Origin of the sequence: Geobacter pickeringii (assembly GCF_000817955.1) — a bacterium.
Lineage (GTDB): Bacteria > Desulfobacterota > Desulfuromonadia > Geobacterales > Geobacteraceae > Geobacter > Geobacter pickeringii.
This window is the reverse complement of the sequence record NZ_CP009788.1, coordinates 767484-793085: the sequence shown is the minus strand read 5'-3', so window position 1 is coordinate 793085 and position 25602 is coordinate 767484. Positions and strand designations below refer to the sequence as shown.

The 25602-nt window shown below is 65.2% G+C and carries 21 protein-coding genes; 16 read left to right on the top strand and 5 right to left on the bottom strand.

All coding sequences use genetic code 11. From position 1 onward, the window contains the following. Nucleotides 1–145: 145 nt before the first annotated feature. From GPICK_RS03610 to GPICK_RS03595, 4 genes are all read left to right on the top strand, one after another. Entirely contained in the window at nucleotides 146–1264 is a 1119-nt protein-coding gene (locus GPICK_RS03610) for an efflux RND transporter periplasmic adaptor subunit (RefSeq protein ID WP_039740591.1), read from the top strand. A 6-nt stretch (nucleotides 1265–1270) separates the two neighbouring features. Then, nucleotides 1271–4369 carry an efflux RND transporter permease subunit gene (locus GPICK_RS03605; RefSeq protein WP_039740588.1) on the top strand — a complete coding sequence of 1033 codons (3099 nt, stop codon included), beginning with the start codon at nucleotides 1271–1273 and terminating at the stop codon, nucleotides 4367–4369. A gap of 127 nt (nucleotides 4370–4496) precedes the next feature. Next, entirely contained in the window at nucleotides 4497–5252 is a 756-nt protein-coding gene (locus GPICK_RS03600) for a class I SAM-dependent methyltransferase (protein WP_039740586.1), read from the top strand. Between the two features lie 32 nt (nucleotides 5253–5284). Then, the gene (locus GPICK_RS03595; protein ID WP_039740584.1) at nucleotides 5285–5905 is read left to right on the top strand and encodes a CAP domain-containing protein; all 621 of its coding nucleotides are present in this window, start codon (nucleotides 5285–5287) and stop codon (nucleotides 5903–5905) included. 91 nt (nucleotides 5906–5996) lie between these two features. On the opposite strand, the gene GPICK_RS03590 is transcribed toward GPICK_RS03595, so the two are convergent. Further along, nucleotides 5997–6779, bottom strand: coding sequence for a DUF5131 family protein (locus GPICK_RS03590; RefSeq protein ID WP_052263262.1), 783 nt, complete (start codon nucleotides 6777–6779; stop codon nucleotides 5997–5999). A 165-nt stretch (nucleotides 6780–6944) separates the two neighbouring features. On the opposite strand from GPICK_RS03590, the gene GPICK_RS03585 reads away from it, so the two are divergent. Both GPICK_RS03585 and GPICK_RS03580 read left to right on the top strand, forming a co-directional pair. Further along, complete coding sequence (locus GPICK_RS03585) at nucleotides 6945–7265, top strand: pirin-like C-terminal cupin domain-containing protein (protein WP_039740582.1); 321 nt, start codon at nucleotides 6945–6947, stop codon at nucleotides 7263–7265. Between the two features lie 31 nt (nucleotides 7266–7296). After that, on the top strand, nucleotides 7297–7866 hold the full coding sequence (locus GPICK_RS03580) for a YqiA/YcfP family alpha/beta fold hydrolase (RefSeq protein WP_144400028.1): 570 nt from the start codon (nucleotides 7297–7299) through the stop codon (nucleotides 7864–7866). Nucleotides 7867–7885: 19 nt separating this feature from the next. Here the strand turns inward: GPICK_RS03580 and GPICK_RS03575 are convergent, their stop codons facing one another. Beyond that, nucleotides 7886–8689 carry a dienelactone hydrolase family protein gene (locus tag GPICK_RS03575; protein ID WP_039740579.1) on the bottom strand — a complete coding sequence of 268 codons (804 nt, stop codon included), beginning with the start codon at nucleotides 8687–8689 and terminating at the stop codon, nucleotides 7886–7888. A gap of 145 nt (nucleotides 8690–8834) precedes the next feature. On the opposite strand from GPICK_RS03575, the gene GPICK_RS03570 reads away from it, so the two are divergent. The 6 genes from GPICK_RS03570 to GPICK_RS03545 all read left to right on the top strand — a co-directional run bounded on the left by GPICK_RS03570 (nucleotide 8835) and on the right by GPICK_RS03545 (nucleotide 14598). Continuing rightward, nucleotides 8835–10460 (top strand): NADP-dependent glyceraldehyde-3-phosphate dehydrogenase, encoded by a 1626-nt coding sequence (locus tag GPICK_RS03570; protein WP_039740578.1) that lies wholly within the window; start codon nucleotides 8835–8837, stop codon nucleotides 10458–10460. 101 nt (nucleotides 10461–10561) lie between these two features. Next, nucleotides 10562–11332 (top strand): MlaE family ABC transporter permease, encoded by a 771-nt coding sequence (locus GPICK_RS03565; protein WP_039740576.1) that lies wholly within the window; start codon nucleotides 10562–10564, stop codon nucleotides 11330–11332. A gap of 3 nt (nucleotides 11333–11335) precedes the next feature. Further along, nucleotides 11336–12082 carry an ABC transporter ATP-binding protein gene (locus GPICK_RS03560; RefSeq protein WP_039740574.1) on the top strand — a complete coding sequence of 249 codons (747 nt, stop codon included), beginning with the start codon at nucleotides 11336–11338 and terminating at the stop codon, nucleotides 12080–12082. A 67-nt stretch (nucleotides 12083–12149) separates the two neighbouring features. Then, nucleotides 12150–12599 (top strand): outer membrane lipid asymmetry maintenance protein MlaD, encoded by a 450-nt coding sequence (gene mlaD, locus GPICK_RS03555; protein WP_039740573.1) that lies wholly within the window; start codon nucleotides 12150–12152, stop codon nucleotides 12597–12599. Nucleotides 12600–12611: 12 nt separating this feature from the next. Next, the gene (locus GPICK_RS03550) at nucleotides 12612–13979 is read left to right on the top strand and encodes a TolC family protein (protein WP_039740571.1); all 1368 of its coding nucleotides are present in this window, start codon (nucleotides 12612–12614) and stop codon (nucleotides 13977–13979) included. Nucleotides 13980–13995: 16 nt separating this feature from the next. Beyond that, a complete protein-coding gene (locus GPICK_RS03545; protein WP_039745224.1) occupies nucleotides 13996–14598 on the top strand; it encodes an MlaC/ttg2D family ABC transporter substrate-binding protein in 603 nt (200 codons plus the stop codon). On the opposite strand, the gene GPICK_RS03540 is transcribed toward GPICK_RS03545, so the two are convergent. Beyond that, nucleotides 14585–16795: a putative bifunctional diguanylate cyclase/phosphodiesterase gene (locus GPICK_RS03540; RefSeq protein WP_039740568.1), complete on the bottom strand. Its 2211-nt coding sequence runs from the start codon at nucleotides 16793–16795 to the stop codon at nucleotides 14585–14587. The genes GPICK_RS03545 and GPICK_RS03540 overlap by 14 nt on opposite strands. Next, nucleotides 16792–17643: a substrate-binding domain-containing protein gene (locus GPICK_RS03535; RefSeq protein ID WP_039740566.1), complete on the bottom strand. Its 852-nt coding sequence runs from the start codon at nucleotides 17641–17643 to the stop codon at nucleotides 16792–16794. Before GPICK_RS03535 ends, GPICK_RS03540 begins: the two co-directional genes overlap by 4 nt. A 289-nt stretch (nucleotides 17644–17932) precedes the next feature. Between GPICK_RS03535 and GPICK_RS03530 the strand changes: the two genes are divergently transcribed. Genes GPICK_RS03530 through GPICK_RS03520 form a run of 3 tightly spaced genes read left to right on the top strand, consistent with a single transcriptional unit; the run spans nucleotide 17933 to nucleotide 23372 of the window. Then, complete coding sequence (locus GPICK_RS03530; RefSeq protein WP_039740564.1) at nucleotides 17933–20179, top strand: sensor histidine kinase; 2247 nt, start codon at nucleotides 17933–17935, stop codon at nucleotides 20177–20179. Nucleotides 20180–20192: 13 nt separating this feature from the next. Then, nucleotides 20193–21569: a sigma-54-dependent transcriptional regulator gene (locus tag GPICK_RS03525; protein ID WP_039740562.1), complete on the top strand. Its 1377-nt coding sequence runs from the start codon at nucleotides 20193–20195 to the stop codon at nucleotides 21567–21569. Between the two features lie 15 nt (nucleotides 21570–21584). After that, nucleotides 21585–23372, top strand: coding sequence for a tetratricopeptide repeat protein (locus GPICK_RS03520; RefSeq protein ID WP_039740560.1), 1788 nt, complete (start codon nucleotides 21585–21587; stop codon nucleotides 23370–23372). A 76-nt stretch (nucleotides 23373–23448) separates the two neighbouring features. Here the strand turns inward: GPICK_RS03520 and GPICK_RS03515 are convergent, their stop codons facing one another. Further along, a complete protein-coding gene (locus tag GPICK_RS03515) occupies nucleotides 23449–24843 on the bottom strand; it encodes an OmpA family protein (protein WP_039740558.1) in 1395 nt (464 codons plus the stop codon). 214 nt (nucleotides 24844–25057) lie between these two features. On the opposite strand from GPICK_RS03515, the gene GPICK_RS03510 reads away from it, so the two are divergent. Further along, on the top strand, nucleotides 25058–25600 hold the full coding sequence (locus tag GPICK_RS03510) for a beta-class carbonic anhydrase (protein ID WP_039740556.1): 543 nt from the start codon (nucleotides 25058–25060) through the stop codon (nucleotides 25598–25600). Nucleotides 25601–25602: the final 2 nt, after the last annotated feature.

The following is a 25602-nucleotide window of genomic DNA, read 5'->3' as shown; positions in this document are numbered from 1 at the left end:
CCTTGCGCCCTGCCGGACGGCACTAAAAATTTTATTGCAACGGCGAGCCGGGATGCTATAAGGAAGAAGACCTTCCACCGCCACCGTCAACGCATTTCCCCTTGTTTTTCATAACGATCCCGAGACTCCCGGAGCCCTTCAGCCCATGAAAAAACGCGTCATCCTCGCCATCGCCGGCCTGATCGTCCTCATCGCCATCCTCGGCGCCGTCAAGGCACTGCAGATCGGCGCCATGATCGACCAGGGGAAGAAGTTCGTCCCCCCTCCCGAAACCGTCTCCACCGCCATGGTCACGGCGGAATCGTGGGAGACCGCTCTCACCTCCGTCGGCACCCTGACCGCCGTGCAGGGGGTCACCGTGGCCGCCGAACAGCCGGGGAAGGTGGTGCAGATCGCCTTCGAGCCCGGCGCCCCGGTGACGAAGGGGACCCTCCTGATCCGTCAGGACACGAGCTCCGAGGAGGCCCAGCTCCCCGGCGCGCTGGCCGAGGCGAAGCTCGCCCGCATCAACCAGCAGCGCACCGACCAGCTGCTGAAGGACGGGGTCATCTCCCAGGCCGACCATGACCGGGCCGTGGCCACCACCAACCAGACCCAGGCCCAGGTCGACACCATCCGGGCCGCCATCGCCAAGAAGACGGTCCGCGCCCCCTTCACGGGGCGGCTCGGCATCCGGCAGGTGAACCTCGGCCAGATCCTGAAGGAGGGGGACCCCATCGTGACGCTCCAGTCCCTCGATCCGATCTACGTCGACTTCACTCTCCCCCAGCAGCAGCTCCCCAAGCTTCACCGGGGATTTCCGGTGCGGGTGGCCACCGACGCCCTGCCCGGGGAGACCATCGAGGGGCGGATTACCGCCATCAACCCCCAGGTGGATGCCGATACCCGGAACATCAAGGTCCAGGCGACGGTTGCCAACCACGCCGAGAAGCTCCGCCCCGGCATGTTCGTCACCGTGGCGGTGGGGCTCCCCGTGCAGCAGAAGGTGCTCGCCATCCCGGCCACGGCGGTCCTCTACGCCCCGTACAGCGATTCGGTCTTCGTGGTGGAGGAGGGAAAGGAAAAGAAGGGGAAGGTGCTCCGGCAGCAGTTCGTCCGCCTCGGCAGCAAGCGCGGCGACTTCATCGCCGTCATCAGCGGCCTCCGGGAGGGGGAGGCGGTGGTGAGCACCGGGGTCTTCAAGCTCCGCAACGGGCAGGGGGCGGTGGTGGACAACCGGCTCGCGCCGCCGTTCCAGCAGGCGCCGAAGCCGGAGAACAACTGACCAGCCATGAAAATAACCGACCTCTTCATCCGCCGTCCCGTTCTCGCCCTGGTGGTCAACCTGATCGTCATCATTGCCGGGCTCCAGGCGATCCGGACCCTGAACGTGCGCCAGTACCCCCGCAGCGAGAACGCGGCGGTGACGGTCACCACGGTCTACACCGGCGCCAGCGCCGACCTGGTGCGGGGCTTCGTCACCACGCCGCTGGAGCGGGCCATCGCCGCCGCCGACGGGATCGAGTACATGGAGTCCCAGAGCACCTTGGGGCTCTCCACCATCAAGATCCGCCTGAAGCTGAACTACGACGGCACCAAGGCGCTGGCGGAGATCAGCTCCAAGGTGGATCAGGTGCGCCGGGACCTCCCGCCGGAGGCCGAGGTGCCGGTGCTCAACATCGAGTCGGCCGACAGCGAGTTCGCCTCGGCCTACCTCAGCTTTTCCTCCGACATCCTCCAGCAGAACGAGATCACCGACTACCTCGTGCGGGTAGTCCAGCCACGGCTCTCGGCCATCCAGGGGGTGCAGCGGGCCGACATCCTCGGCGGCCGCACCTTTGCCATGCGGGTCTGGCTCAAGCCCGACCGGATGGCCGCCCTGAACGTCACCCCGACCCAGGTGCGCCAGGCCCTGGCCGCCAACAACTTCCTGGCGGCCCTGGGGCGGAGCAAGGGGTCCCTCATCCAGGTGAACCTCACCGCCAACACCAACCTGAGCACGGTGGAGGAGTTCAAGCGCCTGGTGGTGCGCCAGCAGGACGGCACCCTGGTGCGACTCTCGGACGTGGCCGACGTGGTGCTGGGGGCCGAGGACTACGACGCCGAGGTCCGCTTCTCGGGACAGACCGCCGTCTTCATGGGGATCTGGCCGCTCCCCAACGCCAACTCCCTGGACGTCATCAAGCGGGTGCGAGCCGAGATGGCGGCGATCCAGAAGGACCTCCCCAGCGGCCTTTCGGCCCGGGTTGCCTACGACGCCACCAACTACATCGACAACGCCATCCACGAGGTGCTCAAGACCCTGGGGGATACGCTGCTGATCGTGGTGGTGGTCATCTTCCTCTTCCTCGGCTCCTTCCGCTCGGTCTTCGTCCCGGTGGTGGCCATTCCCGTGTCGCTCATCGGCGCGGTCTTCCTGATGCAGGCCTTCGGCTTCACGGTGAACCTCCTGACGCTCCTGGCCGTGGTCCTCTCGGTCGGTCTCGTGGTGGACGACGCCATCGTGGTGGTGGAGAACGTGGAACGCCACCTGGGGGAGGGGAAATCCCCCCTGGAGGCGGCCCTCATCGGCGCCCGGGAGCTGGTGGGACCGATCATCGCCATGACCATAACCCTGGCGGCGGTCTACCTCCCCATCGGCCTGCAGGGGGGGCTCACCGGGGCGCTCTTCCGCGAGTTCGCCTTCACCCTGGCCGGCGCGGTGACCATCTCGGGGATTGTGGCCCTGACGCTCTCGCCGGTCATGTCGGCGAAACTCCTCAAGCCGGAGAGCGGGGAGCATGGCCTGGCGGGACGCATCACCCGTGACTTCAACCGCCTGAAGGGTGCCTACGGCCGCTGGCTCGACCGGACCCTGGCGGCCCGGCCGGCGGTCTACATGGTCTGGATCGTGGTGAGCCTCCTGACCGTGCCGATGTTCGTCATGTCGGCCAAGGAGCTGGCCCCCACGGAGGACCAGGGGGTCATCTTCGGCATCCTTGACGCCTCGGCCAACTCCACCCTGGACCAGACCAGCCGCTACGCCGCGGCGGCCAACAAGGTCTTCCTCGGGATCCCCGAGACTGACTTCACCTTCCAGATCACCTTCCCCAACTCCGGCTTCGGCGGCATGGTCACCAAACCGTGGGACAGCCGGAAGCGGACCGTCTTCCAGATCATGCCCGAGGTGCAGCGGAAGCTCGGGGCGATCCCCGGCATCCAGATGTTTCCGGTGACGCCGCCGGCGCTCCCCGGCGGGGGGCAGTTCCCGGTGGAGTTCATCATCGCCTCCACGGCCGACACCGGCCAGATCCTGGAGTTTGCCCGCAAGCTCCAGCAGAAGGCGATGCAGAGCGGGATGTTCGCCTTCCCGCCGATCATCGACGTGAAGATCGATCAGCCCCAGACGGAGTTCGTCATCGACCGGGACAAGGTGGCGGCCCTGGGGCTCAGCCTCGAGCAGGTCGGCGCCGACATCGGCGGGATGGTGGGGGGGAACTACGTCAACCGTTTCGACATCGCGGGGCGGAGCTACAAGGTGATCCCCCAGATCGAGCGGGTCGGCCGCCTCAACCCGGAGCAGCTGAAATCGGTCTACGTCACCGGCCCCGGCGGCAAGCTGGTGCCGCTCTCCACCGTCGCCACCCAGCGCGAGTCGGTGGTCCCCCGCTCCCTCAACCGGTTCCAGCAGCTGAATGCGGTGAAGATCAGCGGCGTGGCCATGCGCCCCCTGGACGAGGCGCTCCGCTTTCTGGAGGGGGAGTCGGCGAAGATCCTCCCCCAGGGATACGTCCTCGACTACACCGGCGAATCGCGGCAGCTCCGGACCGAGGGGAACAAGTTCCTCCCCGCCTTCGGCCTCGCCGTGGTCCTCATCTTCCTGGTGCTGGCGGCCCAGTTCAACAGCTTCCGCGACCCCTTCGTCATCCTGGCCGGGTCGGTGCCGCTGGCGCTCTTCGGGGCGCTCATCTTCACCTTCCTCAAGATGCCCGACCCGAACACGCCGTTCTGGACCAAGGGGTGGACGACCACCCTCAACATCTACTCCCAGGTGGGGCTCGTGACGCTGGTGGGGCTCGTCTCCAAGAACGGCATCCTCATCGTGGAGTTCGCCAACAAGCTCCAGCTCCAGGGGCTCCCCAAGCTGGACGCCGTGCGCCAGGCGGCCATGACGCGCCTGCGGCCGATTCTCATGACCAGCGCCGCCACCATTGCCGGCCACTTCCCTCTCACGCTGGTCACCGGGGCCGGCGCCGCCGCCCGGAACTCCATCGGCCTCGTGCTGGTGGGGGGAATGTTCGTCGGCACCCTCTTCACCCTCTTCGTGGTCCCCTCCATCTACATGCTCGTGGCAAAGGACCACGGCCGGGACCGGGAGCGGGAGGCGGCGGTGGTGGTGGCGGAAGCCTGAGCTATCGCTCCGTCAGGGTCTCGGCCAGCTCACGGTAGACCGCTTCCATGACCCCGTACTGCTGGCCGGCGAGCTTCCGGTCGGGATCCTTGTGACACCATCACGACAGCGCCGAGGGAGAACCACCATGACCATGCCGTTCAAAAACTATTTTTCCACCGGCTCCGACGCCTACCGGACCTTCCGCCCGGGATACCCGCCGGAGCTCTTCTCCTGGCTGGCGGGGCTGCCGCCGCGGCGGGACGCGGCACTGGACTGCGGCTGCGGCACCGGTCAGGCATCGGTGGCGCTGGCGGAGCACTTCGCAACGGTGTACGCCGTCGACCCGAGCGCGGCCCAGATCGAAAACGCCCGACCCTGCGAGCGGGTCGACTACCGCGTGGCCCCGGCGGAGGCGACCGGCCTCCCCGACGGCTGCGTCGACCTGGTGATCGCCGCCCAGGCGCTCCACTGGTTCGACTTCGACCGGTTCTACCCGGAGGTGCGGCGCGTGGCGCGGCACGGTGGCGTCTTCGCCGCCTTCACCTACGGGCTCCTCGCGATCGACGGTGAGATCGACCGGGTGATCGGCCGCTTCTACCGCGACACCATCGGCCCCTACTGGCCCCCGGAGCGGGCCCACGTGGACGCCGGTTACCGCACCCTCCCCTTCCCCTTCGCCGAGATCGCCACCCCCTCCTTCGGCATGACCGCCGAATGGGAGCTGGGACACCTCATGGGATACCTCGCCACCTGGTCGGCGGTGGCGGAGTACCGGCGGCTCACAGGGGGCGACCCGCTCCCGGCGCTGGCAGAGGAGCTCTCCCCCCTCTGGGGGAGGCCGGGAACCGCGCGCCCCGTCTCGTGGCCGCTGGTGCTGCGGGCCGGCACCATTCACCCCTGACCCCCCATCCTCTCCCGGAAGGAGCATCCTCCATGATCCGTCCCATTGCCCTGACCCTGGCCCTCACGCTGCTGACCGCGCTCCCCGCCGCCGGGGACGGCTCCCCCCTCGAACGGGCCATCCTCGACGAGCTGAACGCCGCCCGCACCGCCCCCCGCGCCTTCGCCGGGCACCTGGAGGAGTACCGCTCCCATTTCCAGGGGACGAACTACCTGGTCCCCGGCAGCCGGACCCGCATCATCACCCGGGAGGGGACGAAGGTAGTGGACGAGGCGATCCGCTTCCTCCGGCGCCAGAGGCCCCTCGCCCCCCTCACCTGGTCCGACGGGCTTTCCCGGGCTGCAGCGGAACTCGTGCGTGAGCAGGAAGCGAACGGAACGACGGGTCACGGCAGCGGCAGCACCGGGATGCGGCTGAGGATCGACCGGCAGGGGAGGTGGGAGCGGACCATCGGCGAAAACGTGAGCTACGGCCCCGACGAGGCCCGCTCCGTGGTGATGCAGCTCATCATCGACGACGGCGTCCCCGGTCGCGGCCACCGGAAGAACATCTACACCCCCTCCTTCGGCGTGGCCGGAGCCGCCTGCGCTCCCCACCCCGTCTTCGGCACCGCCTGCGCCATCGACTTCGCCGGGGGGTTCACGGACCAATGAGGATGTGACGATTTTTCCGCACCCGGGGGAGTGCATGCCTTGGGGGATGAATCGTTTTCAGGGGGAATCACGCTGCCGAAGGGATCTGGCGTCAGAGGGAGATTGAACGGCAACCGCTGGAGTAGAGCTCCTCGCGGCCCCGGTTGACGCGGCAGTGGTCGAAGATGTGGAGCCGGGTCGATTCGGCGCGAAACGGCGGAACCTCGTACCGGCGCTCATCGTCCGGCAGGGGGTCGGCATCGCCTCCGCGGCCGGTGCGAAAGAAGGGAATCCCCCGCTCATCCGCCTGGTCCCGGACCCCCCGCACCCACCCCTGCCGGTGGGCGAGACCGTCCCCTGCGGGGGCGCCACAGACCACCCAGTCGATGGAGCCGAAGCCGGCGACGCAGAGGGTATTCACCTGCCGCAGATCGAGCGATCCCCGGAGCGGCTCGGCCAGGACGCCGACCACTGGCCACCGGACTCCGTCCGCCACCCAGCAGTTCTTGAGGGCGATGGTGGCGGGGATGCGGAGGTCGGCCTCGGCCTGGTCTCTCATCCGGACGAGGAACCAGAGGTTGTGCAGGGAATCGTCCTCCTCCAGGAGCCGCCGGGGAGTTTCCGCCGTGATGCCGTAAAGGCGGGCGAGGGAGAGTTCGGGGCGGTCGGTGACGGCGATGAAGAGGTGCTGAGGGTTCGACGCCACCGCCGAGAGGATGCGGTCCACGTCTTCAAGGGGGAGTCCGGGATGGAAGAGGTCGCCCCCCACCAGCCAGGCTTTTCCCGTCTTCTCGGCGGCGGGGCGCCACAAGGCCTCCGGGCTCACCGCCGTCCGCCGGACGATCACCTCCCACTCCTCGTCCCAGTATCTCCCCTCTCCCACCCCTTCGAACATCGTCGCCCTCCGCTGTCCCTGCGCGGCCGCACCACTACGGCATCCTTATCGGCATCGAAAGAGAAAACTTTAGTCAATTCCTCCCTTTCTGCAGATCACCCGTTGCAATCACCCCGGCGGCCGGTAGACTTCCCCTTGAGGAAACTCTCTTCCCGGAGGATGTGGATGGAGATCGTCAGGAAAATCGCGAAGGCATGGCAGAGCAAGGCGACCGTGGAGGGGGCGGGGGTCCATCTCAAGCGCGCCTTTGGCTACCACCAGGTGCCGCAGCTCGACCCGTTCCTCCTCCTGAACGGCGGCACGGTGGTCCGAGTCATCTGCGGCGAGGTGAACAGCGTGCGGGGGCCGGCCCGCTTCCTTCTGGTCCCCGGACGCCCCGTCGGCGAACCGGCGGCATGGTACGGCCCCGTCGTCATGAACACCGAGGATGAGCTTCGCGTCGCCTTTGAGGAATACCAGAACGGTACATTCACGAGGAACGGCTGATTTCGTGCCCGCCGCGGAGGGGGGAGACACCATGGAAAAAGGAATCGTCATCTTCTCCCACGGCAAGGAGAGCACTCCGGCAGGAGCAAAGATCAGCGCCCTGGCCGAGGTGGCCCGGGAACGGGGCTTTGCCGCCGAGAGCCTTGACTTCGCCGATCTTCCCAACCCGGACGGACGGGTGCAGCGCCTCGTGGAACGCTGCGTCCGGGAAAAGAGGCCCCTGGTGCTGGCAGGCTCGAGCATGGGAGGCTACGTGGCCACCGTGGCCTCCAACGCCGTGAAGCCGGTGGGGCTCTTCCTCATGGCGCCGGCGTTCTACCTCTCCGGCTACGCCGAGCAGTCCCCGGTCCCCCGTGCCCAGAAGACCGTCATCGTCCACGGCTGGAACGACGACGTGATCCCGGCGGAGCATTCGGTCCGGTTTGCCGGCCGGCACCGGGCTGAGCTCTTCCTGGTGGACGGCGACCACTTCCTCTCCAGCCAGCTCCCCTTCCTGGTGGAGCTCTTCGGATTGTTTCTCGACCGCCTGAATGACTCCCCCCGCTACTCCCTGGGGGTCGTCCGCGCCCTCCACCGGGGCCACCGCGCCGCCGGGATGTGAACCGGCGGCGCGTTCCCCCCTATTTCCCGAACAACTCCCGGAAAAACCGGCTCATCTCGTCCCACGACTGACGGTCGGCGGCGGCATCATAGGCGAGGTCGAGGCCGAACTTCTTCGCGAAGCTCCCGGCGTCGGGATTGGTGAAGCTGTGTTTGGCGCCGGCATAGTTGATGAACCGGAAACCGGCCCCCGCCTTCGCCATCTCGGCGGTGAACGCACCGATCTGCTCCGGGGTGATGAAGCGGTCCGCGCCGCCGTTCATGACCAGCACCCGCGCCTTCACCCCTCCTTGCCCGGGAGGGCGGACGGAGGCGAGGCTCCCGTGGAAGCTGGCGACACCGGCGAGCCCCCCCTGGCGGACCATGTTCAGCACCACCGCACCGCCGAAGCAGTAACCGATGGCGCCGATCCGGGCCGGGTCGACGGTCGGCTGCTTCTTCAGCAGCTCCAGCGCCGCGGTGAAGCGGGCCGTCATGAGGTCCAGGTTCTTCGTCACCTCCGCGGCGAACTTCCCGGCATCGTCGGGATGCCCCGCCACCTTTCCGCCGCCGTACATGTCCACCGCCAGCGCCGTATACCCCAGCTCCGCCAGCATCCGGGCCCGCGTGCGGGCGTAGTCGTTGAGCCCCCACCACTCGTGGACCACGAGCATCCCGGGGCGTTTCCCCGGCACCGCGTCGTCCCAGGCAAGATACCCCTTCATGGTCACCCCGCCGTCCCGGTAGTCGACCTCCTTCGTCTGCAGCGCGGCGAGCGCCGCCGACGGAGTCCCCCCCAAGGCCAGAAGCCCGAGGCAGCAGAGCGTCAGCATCCCCTTTTTCATGGTCTCCTCCTTCCGTGTGTTTACCCAGCTAACGGTATCACATGGCGAAACCTTGGCAACGGGGGGAGGCCGGGGCGCTTGATTATCCCCGGGGGTCATTTAGAATTATTTAATTGTACCCATTCTCGCGCCGGAGGAACCAGTCATGACCATTCGCGACCGTATCGATGCGCTATTCCCTGCGCCGGAGCAGCTTGCCGGCAGAAACCGCCTGGCGGAGCCGGTGGAGATGCGGGAGTACCTTGTGAACGGGGAACTGCAGCCATGGAAAGGCCCGACCCAAGAGGTCTTCTCCCCGGTCTGCGCCAGGAAGGCCGACGGCCCCGAACGGGCCAGGATCGGCAGCTTCCCCCTCATGACCGAGGCCGACGCGCTGGCGGCGCTGGAGGCGGCGGCCGCCGCCTACGACAACGGCCGGGGGGAATGGCCCACCATGACGGTGGCAGACAGGATCGCCCATATCCAGCGCTTTGCCGCCCGGATGAAGGAACGGCGCGAGGAGGTGGTGCGGCTCCTGATGGCGGAGATCGGCAAGACCGCCGGCGACGCCGGCAAGGAGTTCGACCGGACCGTCGCCTACATCGCCGAGACCGTGGACGCCCTGAAGGAGCTCGACCGGGTCTCCTCCCGCTTCGTCATCGAGCAGGGGATCATCGGCCAGATCCGCCGCGCCCCCCTGGGGGTCACCCTCTGCATGGGCCCCTACAATTACCCCCTGAACGAAACCTTCACCACCCTCATCCCGGCCCTCATCATGGGGAACACGGTGCTGCTCAAGCCGCCGCGCCACGGGGTGCTCCTCTTCGCGCCGCTGCTGCGCGCCTTCCGCGACTGCTTCCCGCCGGGGGTGGTGAACACCCTCTTCGGATCGGGGCGCACCATCACCCCGCCCCTCATGCGGACGGGACGGATCGACGTCCTCGCCTTCATCGGGACCAGCAGCGCGGCCAACTCCCTGCAGAAGGAGCATCCCAAGCCCCATCGCCTCCGGTCGGTGCTGGGGCTCGAAGCCAAGAACCCGGCCATCGTCCTTCCCGACGCCGACCTGAACGTGGCGGTGGAGGAGTGCCTTGCCGGCAGCCTCACCTTCAACGGCCAGCGCTGCACCGCCATCAAGATCGTCTTCGTTCACGAATCTATCGCCGACGACTTCCTCGCCCTCTTCTCCCGGACGCTGGCCGCCATCGGCATCGGCCTGCCGTGGGACCCGGCGGTGATGATCACCCCCCTCCCCGAACCGGGGAAGACGGTCTATCTCGCCGGCCTCGTCGACGATGCCGTGCGCCACGGCGCTCGGGTGATGAACGAGGGGGGGGGGACCGTGTCCGGCACCTACTTCCACCCCGCCCTCGTCTATCCGGTCACCCCGCGGATGCGCCTCTACACCGAGGAGCAGTTCGGGCCGGTGGTGCCGGTGGCCCCCTTCTCCGACACCGCCGAGCCGATCCGGTACATCGAGGAGTCGGACTACGGCCAGCAGGTGAGCATCTTCGGCCGTGACCCGCAGCTCCTGGCAACCCTCATCGATCCGCTGGTGAACCAGGTCTCCCGGGTCAACATCAACAGCCAGTGCCAGCGCGGCCCCGACGTCTTCCCCTTCACCGGGCGGAAGGACTCGGCGGTGGGGACCCTCTCGGTCTCCGACGCCCTGCGGGCCTTCTCGATCCGGACCCTGGTGGCGGCCAAGGAGAGCGCGGTCAACAAGGAGATCATCTCCGACATCGTGCGGGAGCACCGCTCCAACTTCCTCTCCACCGACTTCATCCTCTGAACCGCAGGGGGGGCGGTGCCGCCCGAGCGCCCCTCCCCGCCTTTACATCCCGCCATCTTCACCTATACTTTTCCGGACACCACCATTGCGGGAGCCGCCACGTGCGCAACACCATCGAAAAACTGGGCGCCGTCACCCTCTTCGTCGTCCGCGAGATGGGCCGGATGCTGATCTTCATCCTCTATGCCCTCTACATCATCGTCCGCGACCCGGGGAAACCGATCCACATCTTCAAGCAGATCCACTTCATCGGCGCCAAATCACTCTTCGTCATCGTTCTGACCGCGGCATTTACCGGGATGGTTCTCGGCCTCCAGGGGTACTACACCCTGGCCAAGTTCGGTTCCGAGGGGCTCCTCGGCTCGGCGGTGGCCCTCTCCCTCATCCGGGAGCTGGGTCCGGTGCTCTCGGCCCTGATGGTGACAGGGCGGGCGGGAAGCGCCATCACCGCCGAGATCGGGATCAAGAAGATCACCGAGCAGATCGACGCCCTCAAGACCATGGCGCTGGAGCCGTTCAAATACCTCGTCTCCCCCAAGGTGCTCGGCGCGCTGGTGGCGCTGCCGCTGCTCTGCGCCATCTTCGACGTGGTGGGGATCTACGGCGGCTACCTGGTGGGGGTGAAGCTCCTCGGGGTGAACGAGGGGGCCTATTTCTACGAGATGGAGAAGAGCGTGGTGGGGAAGGATGTCTGGTCGGGCTTCGTCAAGTCGGTCTCCTTCGGCGCCATCATCTCGTGGGTCTGCTGCTACAAGGGGTATTACGCCGGCCACGGCGCCGAAGGGGTCTCCCGGGCCACCACCGAGGCGGTGGTGATGTCGTCGGTGCTGGTGCTGGTGTGGGACTATTTCCTGACGTCGGTGATGCTCTGACCTATGATCAAGCTCGTTGAGGTGCAAAAATCGTTCGGCAGCCAGGTGGTCCTCGACCGCCTCACCCTGGAGGTCCCGCCGGGAAAGATCACGGCGGTGATCGGCCCATCGGGAGAGGGGAAGAGCGTGCTGCTCAAGCATATGATCGGCCTGCTCCAGCCCGACGCCGGCAAGGTCTTTGTCGAGGGGGAGGATATCACCGTCATGCGGCGCTGGGAGCTGAACCGGGTGCGGGAGCGGTTCGGGATGCTCTTTCAGAACGCCGCCCTCTTCGACTCCATGAGCGTCTTCGAGAACGTCGCCTTCCCCCTGGAGGAAAAGACGAAACTCTCCCGCCCGGAGATCGACGCCAAGGTCCACGAGGCGCTGGAGCACGTGGGGCTCAGGGGGGTGGACCGCAAATTCCCCGACGAGCTCTCCGGCGGGATGAAGAAGCGGGTGGGGCTCGCCCGGGCGCTGCTTCTCAACCCGCGGATCATCCTCTTCGACGAGCCGACCACCGGCCTCGACCCGATCATCTGCCGGGCGATCCACCAGCTCATCAAGGATACCCACAGCCGGTTCGGCTTCACGGCGGTGATCGTCTCCCACGAGATCCCGGAGATCTTCGACATCTCCGACTACGTGGCGATGCTCTATCGCGGCCGGATCATCGAGATGGGGACACCGGAGGAGATCCAGCGTTCGGATCATCCGGTGGTGAAGCAGTTCATCAGCGGGAGCCTGGAGGGCCCGATCCACTTCGTGTGAGGCGGTCTCTTCCGAAGCGGCCAGGAGCCTATACTCCGCCGCAAGCAATCACGGCACAGGTGCAACCATGAAAAGAATCACCCTTGAACTGATTGTCGGCATCTTCGTCCTCGCCGGACTGCTCTGTCTCTCCTACCTCTCCGTCAAGCTCGGCAAGATGGAGCTCGTGGGGGGGGACTTCTACGACGTAACGAGCGAGTTCGACTCCGTTTCCGGCCTCAAGAAGGGGGCCTCGGTGGAGCTTGCCGGGGTCGAGGTGGGGCGGGTCGACCGGATCGACCTCGACCCGAAGACGGACCGGGCCCGCCTCCACCTCAAGATCCGGCAGGGGATCAGGCTCCAGGACGACGTCATCGCCTCGGTCCGCACCCGGGGGATCATCGGCGACAAGTTCATCAAGCTCTCCCCCGGCGGGTCGGAGACGCTCATCGCCGCCAACGGCAGGATTCGGGACACCGAGTCGTCCGTCGACCTGGAGGAGCTGCTCAGCAAGTACATCCACGGAAAGGTTGATTGACGGAGGGAGACCATGAAGACGAAAGCGGCATCAGCAGTTATCTACGGCATACTGTTTCTCGGCGCGACAGTGGGTCGCGCCGCCGGGACCGACGGGGAGAAGCAGCTCCTGGATCTCAACGACTGCGTCAAAAATGCCCTCGCCGTCGCCCCCGAGCTTGGCGAATCCCAGGCGGACATCGACCTGGCCGCGTCGAAGCTGGTCGAGGCCAAGGCGCACCGGTATCCCCAGCTTGATTTCCTCGGGCTGATCGGCCCCGTCCCCCAGGCGCGGGGAAATCAGGTCGCTTCCCCCGACAGCATCAACCAGACAAGCCGGCTCACCTGGTTCACCCGGGGCGATGCAACCCTGGTGCAGCCCCTCTATACCTTCGGCAAGATCAGCGAGAGTATGAAGGCGGCCAGCCACGGGATCGAGGTGGACCGGGCGAAGAAGGAACAGCGGCGCAACGAGGTGGCGCTTCAGGTGAAGGAATACTACTACGGCCTCCTCCTCGCGCGGGAGCTGAAAGAGGTGGTTCTGGAAGTACAGGAGGACCTCGACAAGGCGAGGAAGAAGGCCCGGGAATACCTCGACAAGGGCTCCCCCAACGTGGACGACCTGGATATCTACAAGCTGGACGCCTTTTCCGGGGAGGTCGCCAAGTACCTCGAAGAGGCGAAGAAGGGGGAGACGCTCGCCCTTGCGGCGCTGCGCTCCCGAATCGGGCTCTCCCCCGACGCGCCGTTCGACATAGCGACCGCGCGGCTCGCTCCCGATGAGACGACGGCAGCGGCGTTGCCGGCATATCTCGCGGCGTCCCAGAGCCAGCGTCCCGAGTATCGGCAGGTCAAGGAAGGGCTCCTGGCGCGCCAGGCGCTCGTGGAGGCGGCAAAGGCGGCCTACTGGCCCGACCTCTTCCTCGGCGGCTACCTCTCCGGGGCCTATGCCGAGAAACGGGACCGGGTCAGCAACCCGTGGGTCCCCGACGAATTCAACCACCTCTGGGGGGGAGTGGCACTGGGGCTCAAATGGAAGCTCGACTTCGGGATCACCGGAGCCAAGGTGGCGGCGGAGCAGGCCCAGTACGACCGGCTCATGAGCACCAAGACCTACGCGGAGACCAACATCCCCCTCCAGATCAGGAAGGCCTACCTCGATCTGCAGGAGGCGGAGAAGAGCATCGCGGCAACAAAGGATGCCTACAGCAACGCAAAGAAATGGGTCGTCGCAGCACTTGCCAACTTCGATTTCGGCATCGGTCCCGCAAAGGAGATCTTCGATGGCCTGGAGAACTACGCCAAGATGCGGAGCGACTACTTTCACTCAATTTACAACCAGAAGATGTCCCGGGCGAACCTGGAGTATGCCGTCGGCGCCTCGCCGCTTGAGCAGAGATAAGGGAGGAACTATGTCCATGAAATGGTTGATACTCCAGGCCCTTCTCCTGGGCTTCGCGATCAGCACTCCCGCCTTCGCCCAGGGCACCCCCACGGAAGTCGTCAAAAAGGCCGTGGACGAGGTGATCCGGATCGTCTCCGACAAGGAGCTTAAAAAACCCCAGAACGAACCGAAGCGCCGCCAGGGGCTCAAGAAGGCCATCGGCGCCGTCTTCGATTACGGCGAGATGGCCCAGCGCTCCATGGCCCGCCACTGGAAAGAGCGGAGCGCCCCCGAGAAAAAGGAGTTCACGGAACTCTTCGAGACGCTGCTGGAAAACTCCTACGCCGGCAAGATCGAATCGTACAACCAGGAGAAGGTGGTCTACGGGAAGGAGATCGTGGAGGGGGAGAGCGCCGAGGTCCGCTCCCGGATCATCACCACCAAGCGCGACGAGTACGCGCTGGACTACCGGCTGATGAAAAAGGGCGGGAAGTGGATGGTCTACGACGTGGTGATCGAAGGGGTGAGCCTGGTGGCCAACTACCGGACCCAGTTCAACAAGATCATCACCAGCGAGGGGTACCCCGCCCTGGTCAAGAAGCTCCGGGCCAAGAGCGAGGAGATCAAGACGCCGTAGGGGTGGCGCAGAGGGTCATCCCCCGCAGCAGTTCAACGAACTGCTCTTCGGGCATCGGCCGATGGAAGAGGAACCCCTGCATCTCGTGGCAGCCGAGATTCAGCAGGAAATCCCGCTGCTCGACGGTTTCAACCCCTTCCGCGACCACGTTGAGGTTGAGTTTGTTCGCCATGGCGACAATCGCCTCCACGATGGAGCGGTCGTCAGGGTTGTCGCAGATGTCCATAACGAACGAGCGGTCGATCTTGATGTGATCGATGGGGAAATTCCTGAGGTAGCCCAGGGATGAATAGCCCGTCCCGAAATCGTCGACCGCGATCCGCAGATCCAGCTCCTTGAGCTTATGGAGTGCGCTGACGGCGGCATCGGCATCTTTCATGAGGCTGGTCTCGGTCAGCTCCAGTTGGAGACTCCGGGCATCGACCCCTGTCTCCTTCAAGATGCCGTGGACCACAGCGGTGAAGTCCCGCTGCTCGAACTGTCGCCCCGAGACGTTGACCGACAGCTTGACGGGGGGAAGGTCGGCGTTGCGCCACTCCCGCACCTTCTCGCAGACGTTTCGCAGCACCCACTCGCCAAGGGGGATGACCATTCCGGAGTTTTCCGCTGCAGGGATGAAGGTGCCCGGCATGATCCGCCCCTGGACGGGGTGCTGCCAGCGGACAAGGGCTTCGGCCCCCACCAGGCAGTCGCCGCGGGCATTGATGATGGGTTGGAACTCCAGAAAAAACTCGTGCCGGTCCAGCGCCTGGCGGAGGCTCATCTCCAGCTCCATCCGCTCATGGGCTTTGCGGTTCATTTCCCCTGAATGGAAATGGTAGCCGTTGCGCCCCGCTTCCTTGGCCGCATACATGGCCATGTCGGCGCATCGCACCAGCGTTTCCACGTCCCGACCGTCGTCGGGGAAGATGGAGATGCCGATGCTTGCGCTGGTGTACACGTCACGGCCGCCGATCTCGCAGGGAGGGGAAATCCGCTCCAGGAGGTGCTGGGCCAGCTGCGCGGCGTTGCGGTCCTCATCGGCAGAGGAGATGAGGACCATGAACTCGTCCCCCCCTAACCGGGCGAGGGTGTCACTGCGCCGGATCCCCTCCCCCAGCCGCTGCGCCACCGTCATCAGAAGCAGGTCCCCCTGGGCATGCCCCAGATTGTCGTTGATGAGCTTGAAGCCGTCGAGATCGATGAAAAGCAGCGCCACCTTGCCGTTTCTGCGGGAGGCCCCTGCCAGGGCCTGGTTGAGGCGGTCGAAGAAGAGGGTGCGGTTCGGCAATCCCGTGAGCGTGTCGTAATAGGCGAGCCTCTGGATCTGGGCGTCGGACTTCTTGCGCTCGGTGACATCCTCGAACAGAGTGGCGAAGAGTCCCTCTTCCGGATAAAACACCGAGACGTCGAAAAAGCGGTTCTTCTCCGGCAGCGGCAGTTCGAACGTCAACGCCTCGCCGGTCTGGGCCCCGCGCACAATGTCGACGAAAAAGTCCATGACGGCGCCGCCGAAGAGCTCGGCTCCCCGCCTGCCGACAACGGCCGTTTTCCCCATTCCCAGGATCGACTCGCACGAGGGGTTGATGTCGACGACCTCGAACGATACGGGATTCCCGTCCCCATCGCGGATGAATCGGTACAATGCCATCCCCTCTTTCATCGATTCGTAGAGAGAACGGTATTTCGCCTCGCTCTCCGCCAGGGAGTGGTGGGCCTTCTGAACGGCCCGCAGGGGGATGGTGCGAAGGATGATGAAGCCGAGGCCGCCGAGCAGTATCGCGCCGGCAGCGACCAGGGTCGTTTCCAGCAGCAGGGGGCGAAGGGAGCAGGAAATCTCGATCTGCGCCACCGGCGTGCCGGCATCATAGATGGCGTGGCGCCGGGAGACCGCCGGCGCTCTTAAAGGGTCCGCGCTCTCCGCTATGATCTTCCCCTGGCTGTCCAGAACCCGCCGCACTTCGGGGAGGTCCCGCCGGGCGCGGCGCTCCAGCAACGCCATGAGCCTGACTTCCTCGTACCGCCACATTTGCGGATTCGCCATCACCAGCTGGGTGACGGCCCGGGCGTTGATCTCGGCCTGGGTATCGAGGCTCCCCACCATGTACTGGTAAGATACGAGGAAATAGCCCGCCGGGGCCAGAACCGATACGGCAACGGTTATGATCGCCGCGAGGATGGTGGTGATACGGGCTATGGAGCGCTCCTGCGTTTTCACGGCCCTTTTTTGCCCTCCGCGGTGACGAGCACGCCCGCCTTTTCGGCGATGGCGCGCCCCTGGGGCGATGCGACGAAATCGATGAATTTATGGGCGGCAGAGGAGGTGTGCTTCGTGGTGATGAAGCGGATATCCTTGGCCAGCGGATAGGTTCCGTTGGCCAGACTCTTCACGGTGGGCTTCACGCCGTTCAGGGTGAGGACATTCAGGGGGGTCCTCTCCACCAGCAGCGCCGGCAGGGCGGCGGCCCCCAGGGAGCCCGAGGTCTTCACCACCGCCTCATCGGACTCGGGGTCCGTTACCGCCACGATCATGCCGTGACGGGAATGGGCCTCTTTCACCACTTTGCCCATGGCCGGAGACAATCCCTCGAGAATCTTGGTGTCGATATCGGCATCGGGACGCAGGACCAGCCGGACCGGCTCGCCGTTGGGCCAGGTTTTCACCTTTCCGGAATAGATATCCTCCAGCTCCCGGGTGGTGATGTTCGTTTTGGGGACTTTCTTCCCCGTGACAATGGCCAGGGGCATCCTGCCGTACTCCCGGGAGATGGCCCCCTGCGTCACCTCTTCCGCCTTGAGGACCTTGCTGCTGGCGGCCAGATCCAGCGCCCCCGCAAGGAGGGCCTTGATCGCCCCGGAACTCCCCAGGGGTTTCTCCATCTCGATGCGGACTTCGGGGTGGGCCTTCGCGTAGGCCTTTATCAGCGGCTTCATCACGTAGAGGGCGCTGCCGGATCCGTTGATCCGTACGGTTTCGGCAGCCTCGGCCCGCCACTGTCCCATCGGCAGGGCGCAACACAGGGCTACGGCAACGGTGGACAAAATGCGGCCAACAGAATGTTTCATCAAACTCCCTCCTCGGGTCTTCTCGTCTTTGGTGGCCAACGCAATCCCACGGGTCAGGACACGGGCCCGGCCGCACTGAATCGGCACGACATCGCACTCCGGGATATACATGTCTTTCGTATCTGCATTTATGTAAAAAAATCAAGTAAAATCCATTGTTCGTTCCTCCCGATTATCCGTTTTTCTCCCGGGCGGCTCCCCCCACCATTCCACCTCTCTCCCCTTGCATTGCTGGCCCCATTTGTATAGAGTGGCATTGTTGCAATTTTGCTACAGTAACGGACCGTCAATGGATCAGAATCAGCATCAGCAGGCACCGCTCATCCCGCCACCGGAGCGGGAACTGAGGAAGCGGCGGCGGGAGGGGGTCATCATCGTCCTCTCGCTCCTGCTCATCATCGCCCTGACCTGGACCGAGATGCACCTCTCCCAGCTCAGCAGCGACGCGCCGATGGGGAGCAACATCCTCATCTTCGGCATCATCAACGTCATCATCCTCCTGATCCTGCTCCTCATCTACCTGGTCTTCCGCAACGTGGCGAAGATGCTGATGGAACGCCAGGGGAAGGCCCTCGGCCGAACGCTCCAGACCAAGCTCGTCATCGCCTTCATGGGGCTCTCCCTCGTCCCCACCATGCTCCTCTTCTTCGTCTCGGCCTCCTACGTCAACATGAGCATCCGCAACTGGTTCAATAACCAGATCGAGAGCTCCCTCGCCGAGTCGCTGGAGGTGGCCCAGACCTACTACCGGAACTCCGCCGCCAACGCCCTCTACTACGGCCGCCAGATCAGCACCATCATCCGCGACCAGCGACTCCTGAACGAACAGAACCTGCCGGTCCTCAAGGAGCTCATCCGCCAGAAGCAGAAGGAGTACAACCTGGGGATCGTGGAGGTCTACTCCTCCCAGAACGAGGAGCTCGTGCGGGCAGCTAACCCGGGAATTCCCGGCGGGGAGTTCACCACCCCCTCGTCGGAGGATATCAAGGCGGGGCTCAACGGCAGGGAGCTCACCCGGGTGAACACCATCGGGAAGGCCGACCTGATCCGCGGCATCGTGCCGATCTATTCCACCTGGAAGGCCGATGAGGTGGTCGGCGCCGTGGTGGTCAACTACTACGTCCCCTACTCCCTGGTGGAGAAGATGCGGGAGATCACCGGATCGTATCAGGAGTTCCGGCAGCTCAAGCTCCTCAAGAACCCGATCCGCACCGGCTATATCCTGGCGCTCTTCCTCGTCACCATGGTGATCGTCTTCCTGGCGGTCTGGTTCGGCCTCCACCTCGCCAACAGCCTCACCACCCCCCTCAAGGAGCTGGCGGAGGCGACGCGGCAGGTGGCGGAGGGAAACCTGGAGGTACAGCTCGGCCAGCGGACGAACGACGAGATCGGGATGCTGGTGGCCGCCTTTAACAAGATGACCGAGGATCTGCGCCTCAACCAGGCGGCCCTGAACCAGACCAACGAGGAGCTGCTCCGGAGCAACCAGGAGCTGGACGAGCGGCGCCGCTACATGGAGATCGTGCTCCGCAACGTCACCGCCGGCGTCATCTCCGTGGACCGGACCGGCATTCTCACCACGGTCAACACGTCGGCGGAGCGGCTCCTCCAGATCAACACGAAGCAGGTGCTCGGACGCAATTTCCGCGAGGTGCTCAAGACGGAGCAGCTCGACGTCCTCAAGGGGCTCCTGCGCGACATGGTCATGGCCAAGCAGGACACCATCAGCCGACAGATCACCATCCCGGTCCACGACACCAGGGCGACCCTCCTCTTCAACCTGACGGTGCTCCGGGACGAGAGCGGCGAATTCCTCGGGACGGTGGTGGTCTTCGACGACCTGACCAAACTGATCAAGGCCCAGCGGATGGCGGCCTGGCGCGAGGTGGCCCGCCGCATCGCCCACGAGATCAAGAACCCCCTCACCCCGATCCAGCTCTCGGCCCAGCGGCTGCGCCGGCGCTACCTCCCCCGGTTTGCCGCGGAGGACACGGTCTTCGACGAGTGCACCGCCATGATCGTCAAATCGGTGGACGAGCTGAAGACCCTGGTGGACGAGTTTTCCTCCTTCGCCCGGATGCCGGCGGCGACCCCCTCCCCCAACGACATCAACGGCATCATCCGGGAGGCGGTCACCCTCTACCGGCAGGGGCACCGCACCATCGACTTCAGCTTCCGGGAGGAAGAGCGGCTCCCCCCCCTGCTCCTCGACCGGGACCAGATCAAGCGGGTCTTCATCAACCTCCTCGACAACGCCGTGGCGGCCATCGACGGCGAGGGGCGGATCGAGATCGAGAGCAGCTACAACGCCGAACTGAAAATGGCGACGATCACCGTGGCCGACACGGGGCACGGCATCGCCCCGGAGGACAAGCCGCGGCTCTTCGAGCCGTATTTCTCCACCAAGAAGACGGGGACCGGCCTCGGGCTCGCCATCGTCAACACCATCATCGCCGACCACCACGGCTACATCCGGGTGCGGGATCACGAGCCCCGGGGAACGAAGTTCGTCATCGAGCTGCCGGTGACGGTGTAGAAAGGTTTTTCACATGAACGAAACGATTCTCGTCGTCGACGACGAACAGGACATCCGCACGGCGCTGGCCGGCATTCTGGAAGACGAGGGATACCGGACCGCCTTCGCGAAGGACGGGATCGAGGCCGTGGAAAAGGCGAAGAAGGAGCGCCCCGACCTGGTCCTTCTCGATATCTGGATGCCGCGGCTCGACGGCCTGGGGACCCTCCAGAAGCTGCGGGAGATCCACCCCGCCCTGACGGTGGTGATGATGTCGGGGCACGGCACCATCGAGACCGCCGTCAAGTCGACCAAGCTCGGCGCCTTCGACTTCATCGAGAAGCCCCTCTCCCTGGAGAAGGTCCTCGTCACCGTCCGCAACGGCCTCGATACCCGGCGCCTGCGGGAGGAGAACGACACTCTGCGCGCCCTGGCTTTCAAAGGGCACGAGATGATCGGGGAGACGCCGGTCATGCGGCAGCTCCAGGAGCAGATCCGCCTCGTGGCCCCCACGGGGGCGTCGGTCCTCATCACCGGCGAAAACGGCACCGGCAAGGAGCTGGTGGCCCGGGCCATCCACCACGAGAGCCCCCGCCGCGACCGCCCCTTTGTGGAGATCAACTGCGCCGCCATCCCGGAGGAACTCATCGAGAGCGAGCTCTTCGGCCACGAGAAGGGGGCATTCACCGGCGCCATCGCCCAGAAAAAGGGGAAATTCGACCTGGCCGACGGTGGCACCATCTTCCTGGACGAGATCGGCGACATGTCGCTGAAGACCCAGGCCAAGGTGCTCCGCATCCTCCAGGAACGGAAGTTCGAGCGGGTGGGGGGAACCAGGACCATCGAGGTGGATGTGCGGGTGATCGCCGCCACCAACAAGGACCTGCAGGAGGAGATCCGGGCCGGGAGCTTCCGCGAAGACCTCTTCTACCGCCTGAACGTGGTCCCCTTCGGCGTCGCCCCGCTGCGCGACCGGGTCGACGACCTCCCGCTCCTCGTGGAGCACTTTCTCGACCTCTTCGCCCGCCGCGAGGGGCAGGAACGCCGGACCATGCTCCCCGAGACGGTGGCGGCGCTCAAGCGCTACGACTGGCCCGGCAACGTGCGGGAGCTGCGCAACATCGTGGAGCGGCTCGTCATCATGACGCCGGGACGGGTGATCACCCCGGCTCACCTGCCGGAGTCGATCACCGGCGGCACTCCTTCCCCCCACGGCGCGCCGGGACGCCCCGGCGGCGTCATGGAAATCTCGTCGCTGCGGGAGGCCCGGGAAGGGTTCGAGAAGGAATTCATCATCCAGAAGCTGGAGGAACACGGCTGGAACATCTCCAAGACCGCCGAGGCGATCGAGCTGGAGCGGAGTAACCTCTACCGGAAGATGAAGAGCTACGGCATCGACATGAAGAAGTAAGAAAAGGGGGGCACCATGGAAGGATCCGCTCACCCGCAGGGCACGACAGCGGCCGGAAAGAACATAACAGCCCTCCTGGCGGCACTGGTCTTCGCCGTCTCCGCGGCAGCCTACGCCATCACCCTACGCAATGGCTTCGTTTGGGACGATGTGGGAACGCTGACCGACGGTACCGCCGCCACGGTCCGCAACCTGTGGGAGGTGATCGTCCGGGGGATTGGCGGTCCCGTCGAGGGAATCGGCTATTACCGCCCCCTGATCGGCATCCTCAACACCCTGGTCCGGATCGTCTTCGGGGACGACCCCCGGGGGTTCCACCTGCTGAATGTGGCAGTGCATGCCGCGGTTGCAACGGCGTCGTTCGGGGTTCTGCTTCGGCTCCTGGCGGGCAACGGGCCGGCAACCAGGCGCGATGGCGTCATCTCGTGCGCCGGCGCCCTCCTCTTTTCCCTCCACCCCGTCCACGCCGAGTCCGTGGCATGGGCGTCGGGAATAACCGATCCGGCGTACTCGTTCTTCTATCTCAGCGCCTTCTACTTCTACCTCGCAGCCCTCGGGGAGCACACCCGCCCGCCACGCCGGACCGCGTTCTCCCTCGTCTCGCTCGCCTGCTTCCTCGTGGCGACCCTCGCCAAGGAACCGGCGCTCACCCTGCCATTGCTTCTGATGGCCCACGACGGCGCCTTTCCGGAGCGGCTCCACGTCCGCTCCCTGACCGAGTTCCTCAAGCGCCACGGCCCCTACCTGGCGGTGGCGGCCCTCGCCCTGCTGCTGCGTGCCCACGCCCTGGCAGGCCTCCACCTCGGAGGAGAAAGCCAGCACCTCCCCCTTGCCGGCGACGGCCGAACGCTCGACACCGTCGGATATGCCATAAACGCCCTCCCCCTCTTTGTGAAATACCTCGGAACCCTTCTCCTGCCTGTCAACCTCTCCGCGTATTACGAGGTTCGCCTGATCAGCTCTCTGGCGGAACCCGCGGCTCTGCTCTCGCTTCTGGCCACGCTCTGCTTCATTGCGTTCTCGGGAGTCGCATGGCACAGGAACCGCCCCCTCTTCTTCGCCCTTGCCGCAATGACCATTCCGCTCCTTCCGGCACTCAACTTTCGCGCCACGGGAACCACTGCCTTCGCGGAACGCTACCTCTACCTTCCCTCCTTCGGGTTCGTTCTCGCCCTCGTCTTCCCGGCCGCAGATCTGTGGCGGAAGAACGCGCAGAGTGCACGGTACCTCGCCGCGGCCGGTGCCGGGATCCTGGTTGCTTATGCGGCGATCACCATCCCCCGCGGCGCCGTCTGGCGGGACAACTACACCCTCTGGGCCGATACTGTCAGAAAGTTCCCCAACAGCGGCATGGTCCATTACAACCTGGCGTACGAGCTGAAGCAGAGGGGTGAGCTGCGGGAGGCAATCGCCCAGTACCGGACCGCCATCGACCTGAGCCCCGGCCTGGCCGATGCCCACATGAACCTCGGAAACATCTACGCGCAGACGGGATTTCCGGGCATGGCGATCGACGAATACCGGGCGACACTCCGCATCAGGCCGAACTACGGGGATGCTTTTTTCAATCTCGGCAGGACCTGCTTCGTCCAGGGAAAGACCCGGGAGTCAATCGACGCCCTCTCCCGGGCCGTGGCCATCACCCCGGACAACCCGATGGCCCACAACACTCTCGGCATGGCCTACCAGCAGGCTGGAGCGCCGGACAAGGCACGGGAAGAGTTCCTGGCAGCCGTCCGGCTGAACCCCGGGGAAAGCCGCTACCGCGTCAATCTCGACGCCGCTATCCAACGGCACAACTGAAGCTGCTGCCGGATGACATGCAAAGAGGGCCGTCCTTGGGAGACGGCCCTCTTTTTACACCATTTCGTTCCTTCCCCTATTCGACGGCGCAGTCTATCACCGCGTCGACGCGGCGGTTCATCGCCCGTCCCGCCGGGTCGGTGTTGTAGCCGACGGGTCTGGTCTCGCCATACCCCTTGGCGGAGAGGCGCGAGCGCTCGATGCCGAACTTATCCACCAGGTAGTTCACGACCGCCTCAGCCCGGCGCTGGGAGAGCTTCATGTTGTAGTCGGCAGCGCCGACGTTGTCGGTGTGCCCTTCGAGGACCGCGGTGGTGGTCGGGTGCTTCTTCAGGAAATCGGCCACCGTGGCGATCTTTTCGTCATACATCGGCTTGACGACGGCCTGGTCGGTGTCGAACTCGATGTTCATGCTGATGCAGAGGTACTTGGGAAGGCGGGCGTACTGCTCGGCATCGATGAGGGCGCAGTCGATGACCGCCTCCATGCGGCGGTTCTTCTGGCGTCCCTCCTCCGTGGCGTTGTCGGCGACGGGGCGGCTGTAGCCGTACCCCTTGGCCGAGAGGCGCGATCTCTCGATGCCGTATTTGTCCACCAGGTAGGTCACGACGCTGTCGGCCCGCCGCTGGGAGAGCTCCATGTTGTGCTCGGAGGTGCCGACGTTGTCGGTGTGCCCCTCAATGACCGCCGTGGTGGTCGGGTACTTCTTCATGAAGTCGGCGACCCGGCCGATCTCTTCGTGGTACTGGGGCCGGATATCAGCCTTGTCGATGTCGAACTCGATCTTGAGCGGGATGCAGTACTTGACCATCTCCTTCGGCGCGGGTGCAGGTGCCGGCGGCGGTGGCGGGGCCGGTGCGGGGGCCGGTTCCACCATCGGAGCGGGTACGGGAGCGGGAGGAGGCACCGCAGCCTTGGGAGCGGCCTGCTCGCCGCCGAACTGGAAGTTCACGCCAACGGTGTACTCCCAGTTGCTCGTGGAGCGGTTCGTGACCAGCAGGTGCCGGGCGTCGCCCCGCAGGGCGATCATGTCGGTCAGGTAGTACTTGAGACCGCCCCCCCAGCCGAAGACCGCATTGGTCCGGTCTTCATAGGGGGAGCCGAGATTCGACGGATAATCGACGGTGATCCCGCCGAAGCCGAGGGCGACAAACGGCACGAGCCGGTTCTCGGGCATGAAGTGATAGAGTCCTTCGAGGCGGTAGCTGTACGCCTTGGTGTCGTTATCTCCCCCGACCCGGGTCAGCTCCGTGGCATTGTAGTGGAAAAGCCCTTCGAGCCCCAGGTTCCTGGTGAAGTTGTACCCCCCCCGGATCCCGTAGATGGGCCGGGTTCGCAGGTGCTCGATCCCGTCAAAGGTGTATCCCCCCACAAACGGCTCCACGGTGAACGAGCCGGCCCTGACTTCGGCGGAAGCCGAGGTGGCCAGACCTGTCAGCAGCAACAGACAAACTATCGCCATCTTTTTCATGTTCACACTCCTTCCTGTCGCGTCGGATTCATCCCCTCTTCGGGGCAATTAAGCGATTATAATCATTCAAATGCTATCCCATTGCCGGCGCTTGTCAAACGCCGTACCGCGTCCCCCCGAATCGATGTCCGGAAAGTGGTTGACAAGGAGAGAACCGTTCCGGTAAGAATGGCCTCTCAGCTCGTATCTCAGACCGCCGCGAAGGAGACACCGGATGACCCTTCTCGACTCGATCCTCGACGCGAACAAGACGTTCGTCCGCCCCGGAGCGTTCCCCCCCCTTCCGAAGAACCCGAAGAAGCAGTTTGCCATCTTCACCTGTATGGACACCCGCCTCGTGGACTTTCTCGAACCAGCCATGGGAATCAAACGGGGCGACGCCAAGGTCATCAAGAACGCCGGCAACACGATCATCGACCCTTACGGCGGCGTGATGCGGAGCCTCGTGGCGGCCGTTTTCATGCTCGGGGTCGAGGAGATCTTCGTCATCGGCCACCAGGACTGCGGTATGGCCTCCGTGGATGCCACGGACCTGAAGCGGCGGATGATCGGCCGGGGGATCGATCCCGCGGCGATCGAGACCCAGGTCCCCGACCTCGCCCAGTGGATGGGGGCCTTTTCCTGCCCCGAAGAGAACGTGGCCCGCGTGGTGTCGGTCATCCGCGGAAATCCGCTGATTCCGAAGGACGTACCGGTCCACGGCCTGATCTTCTGCCCCAACGACGGCCACCTGGATGTCGTGGTGCGGGGCTACTGAGG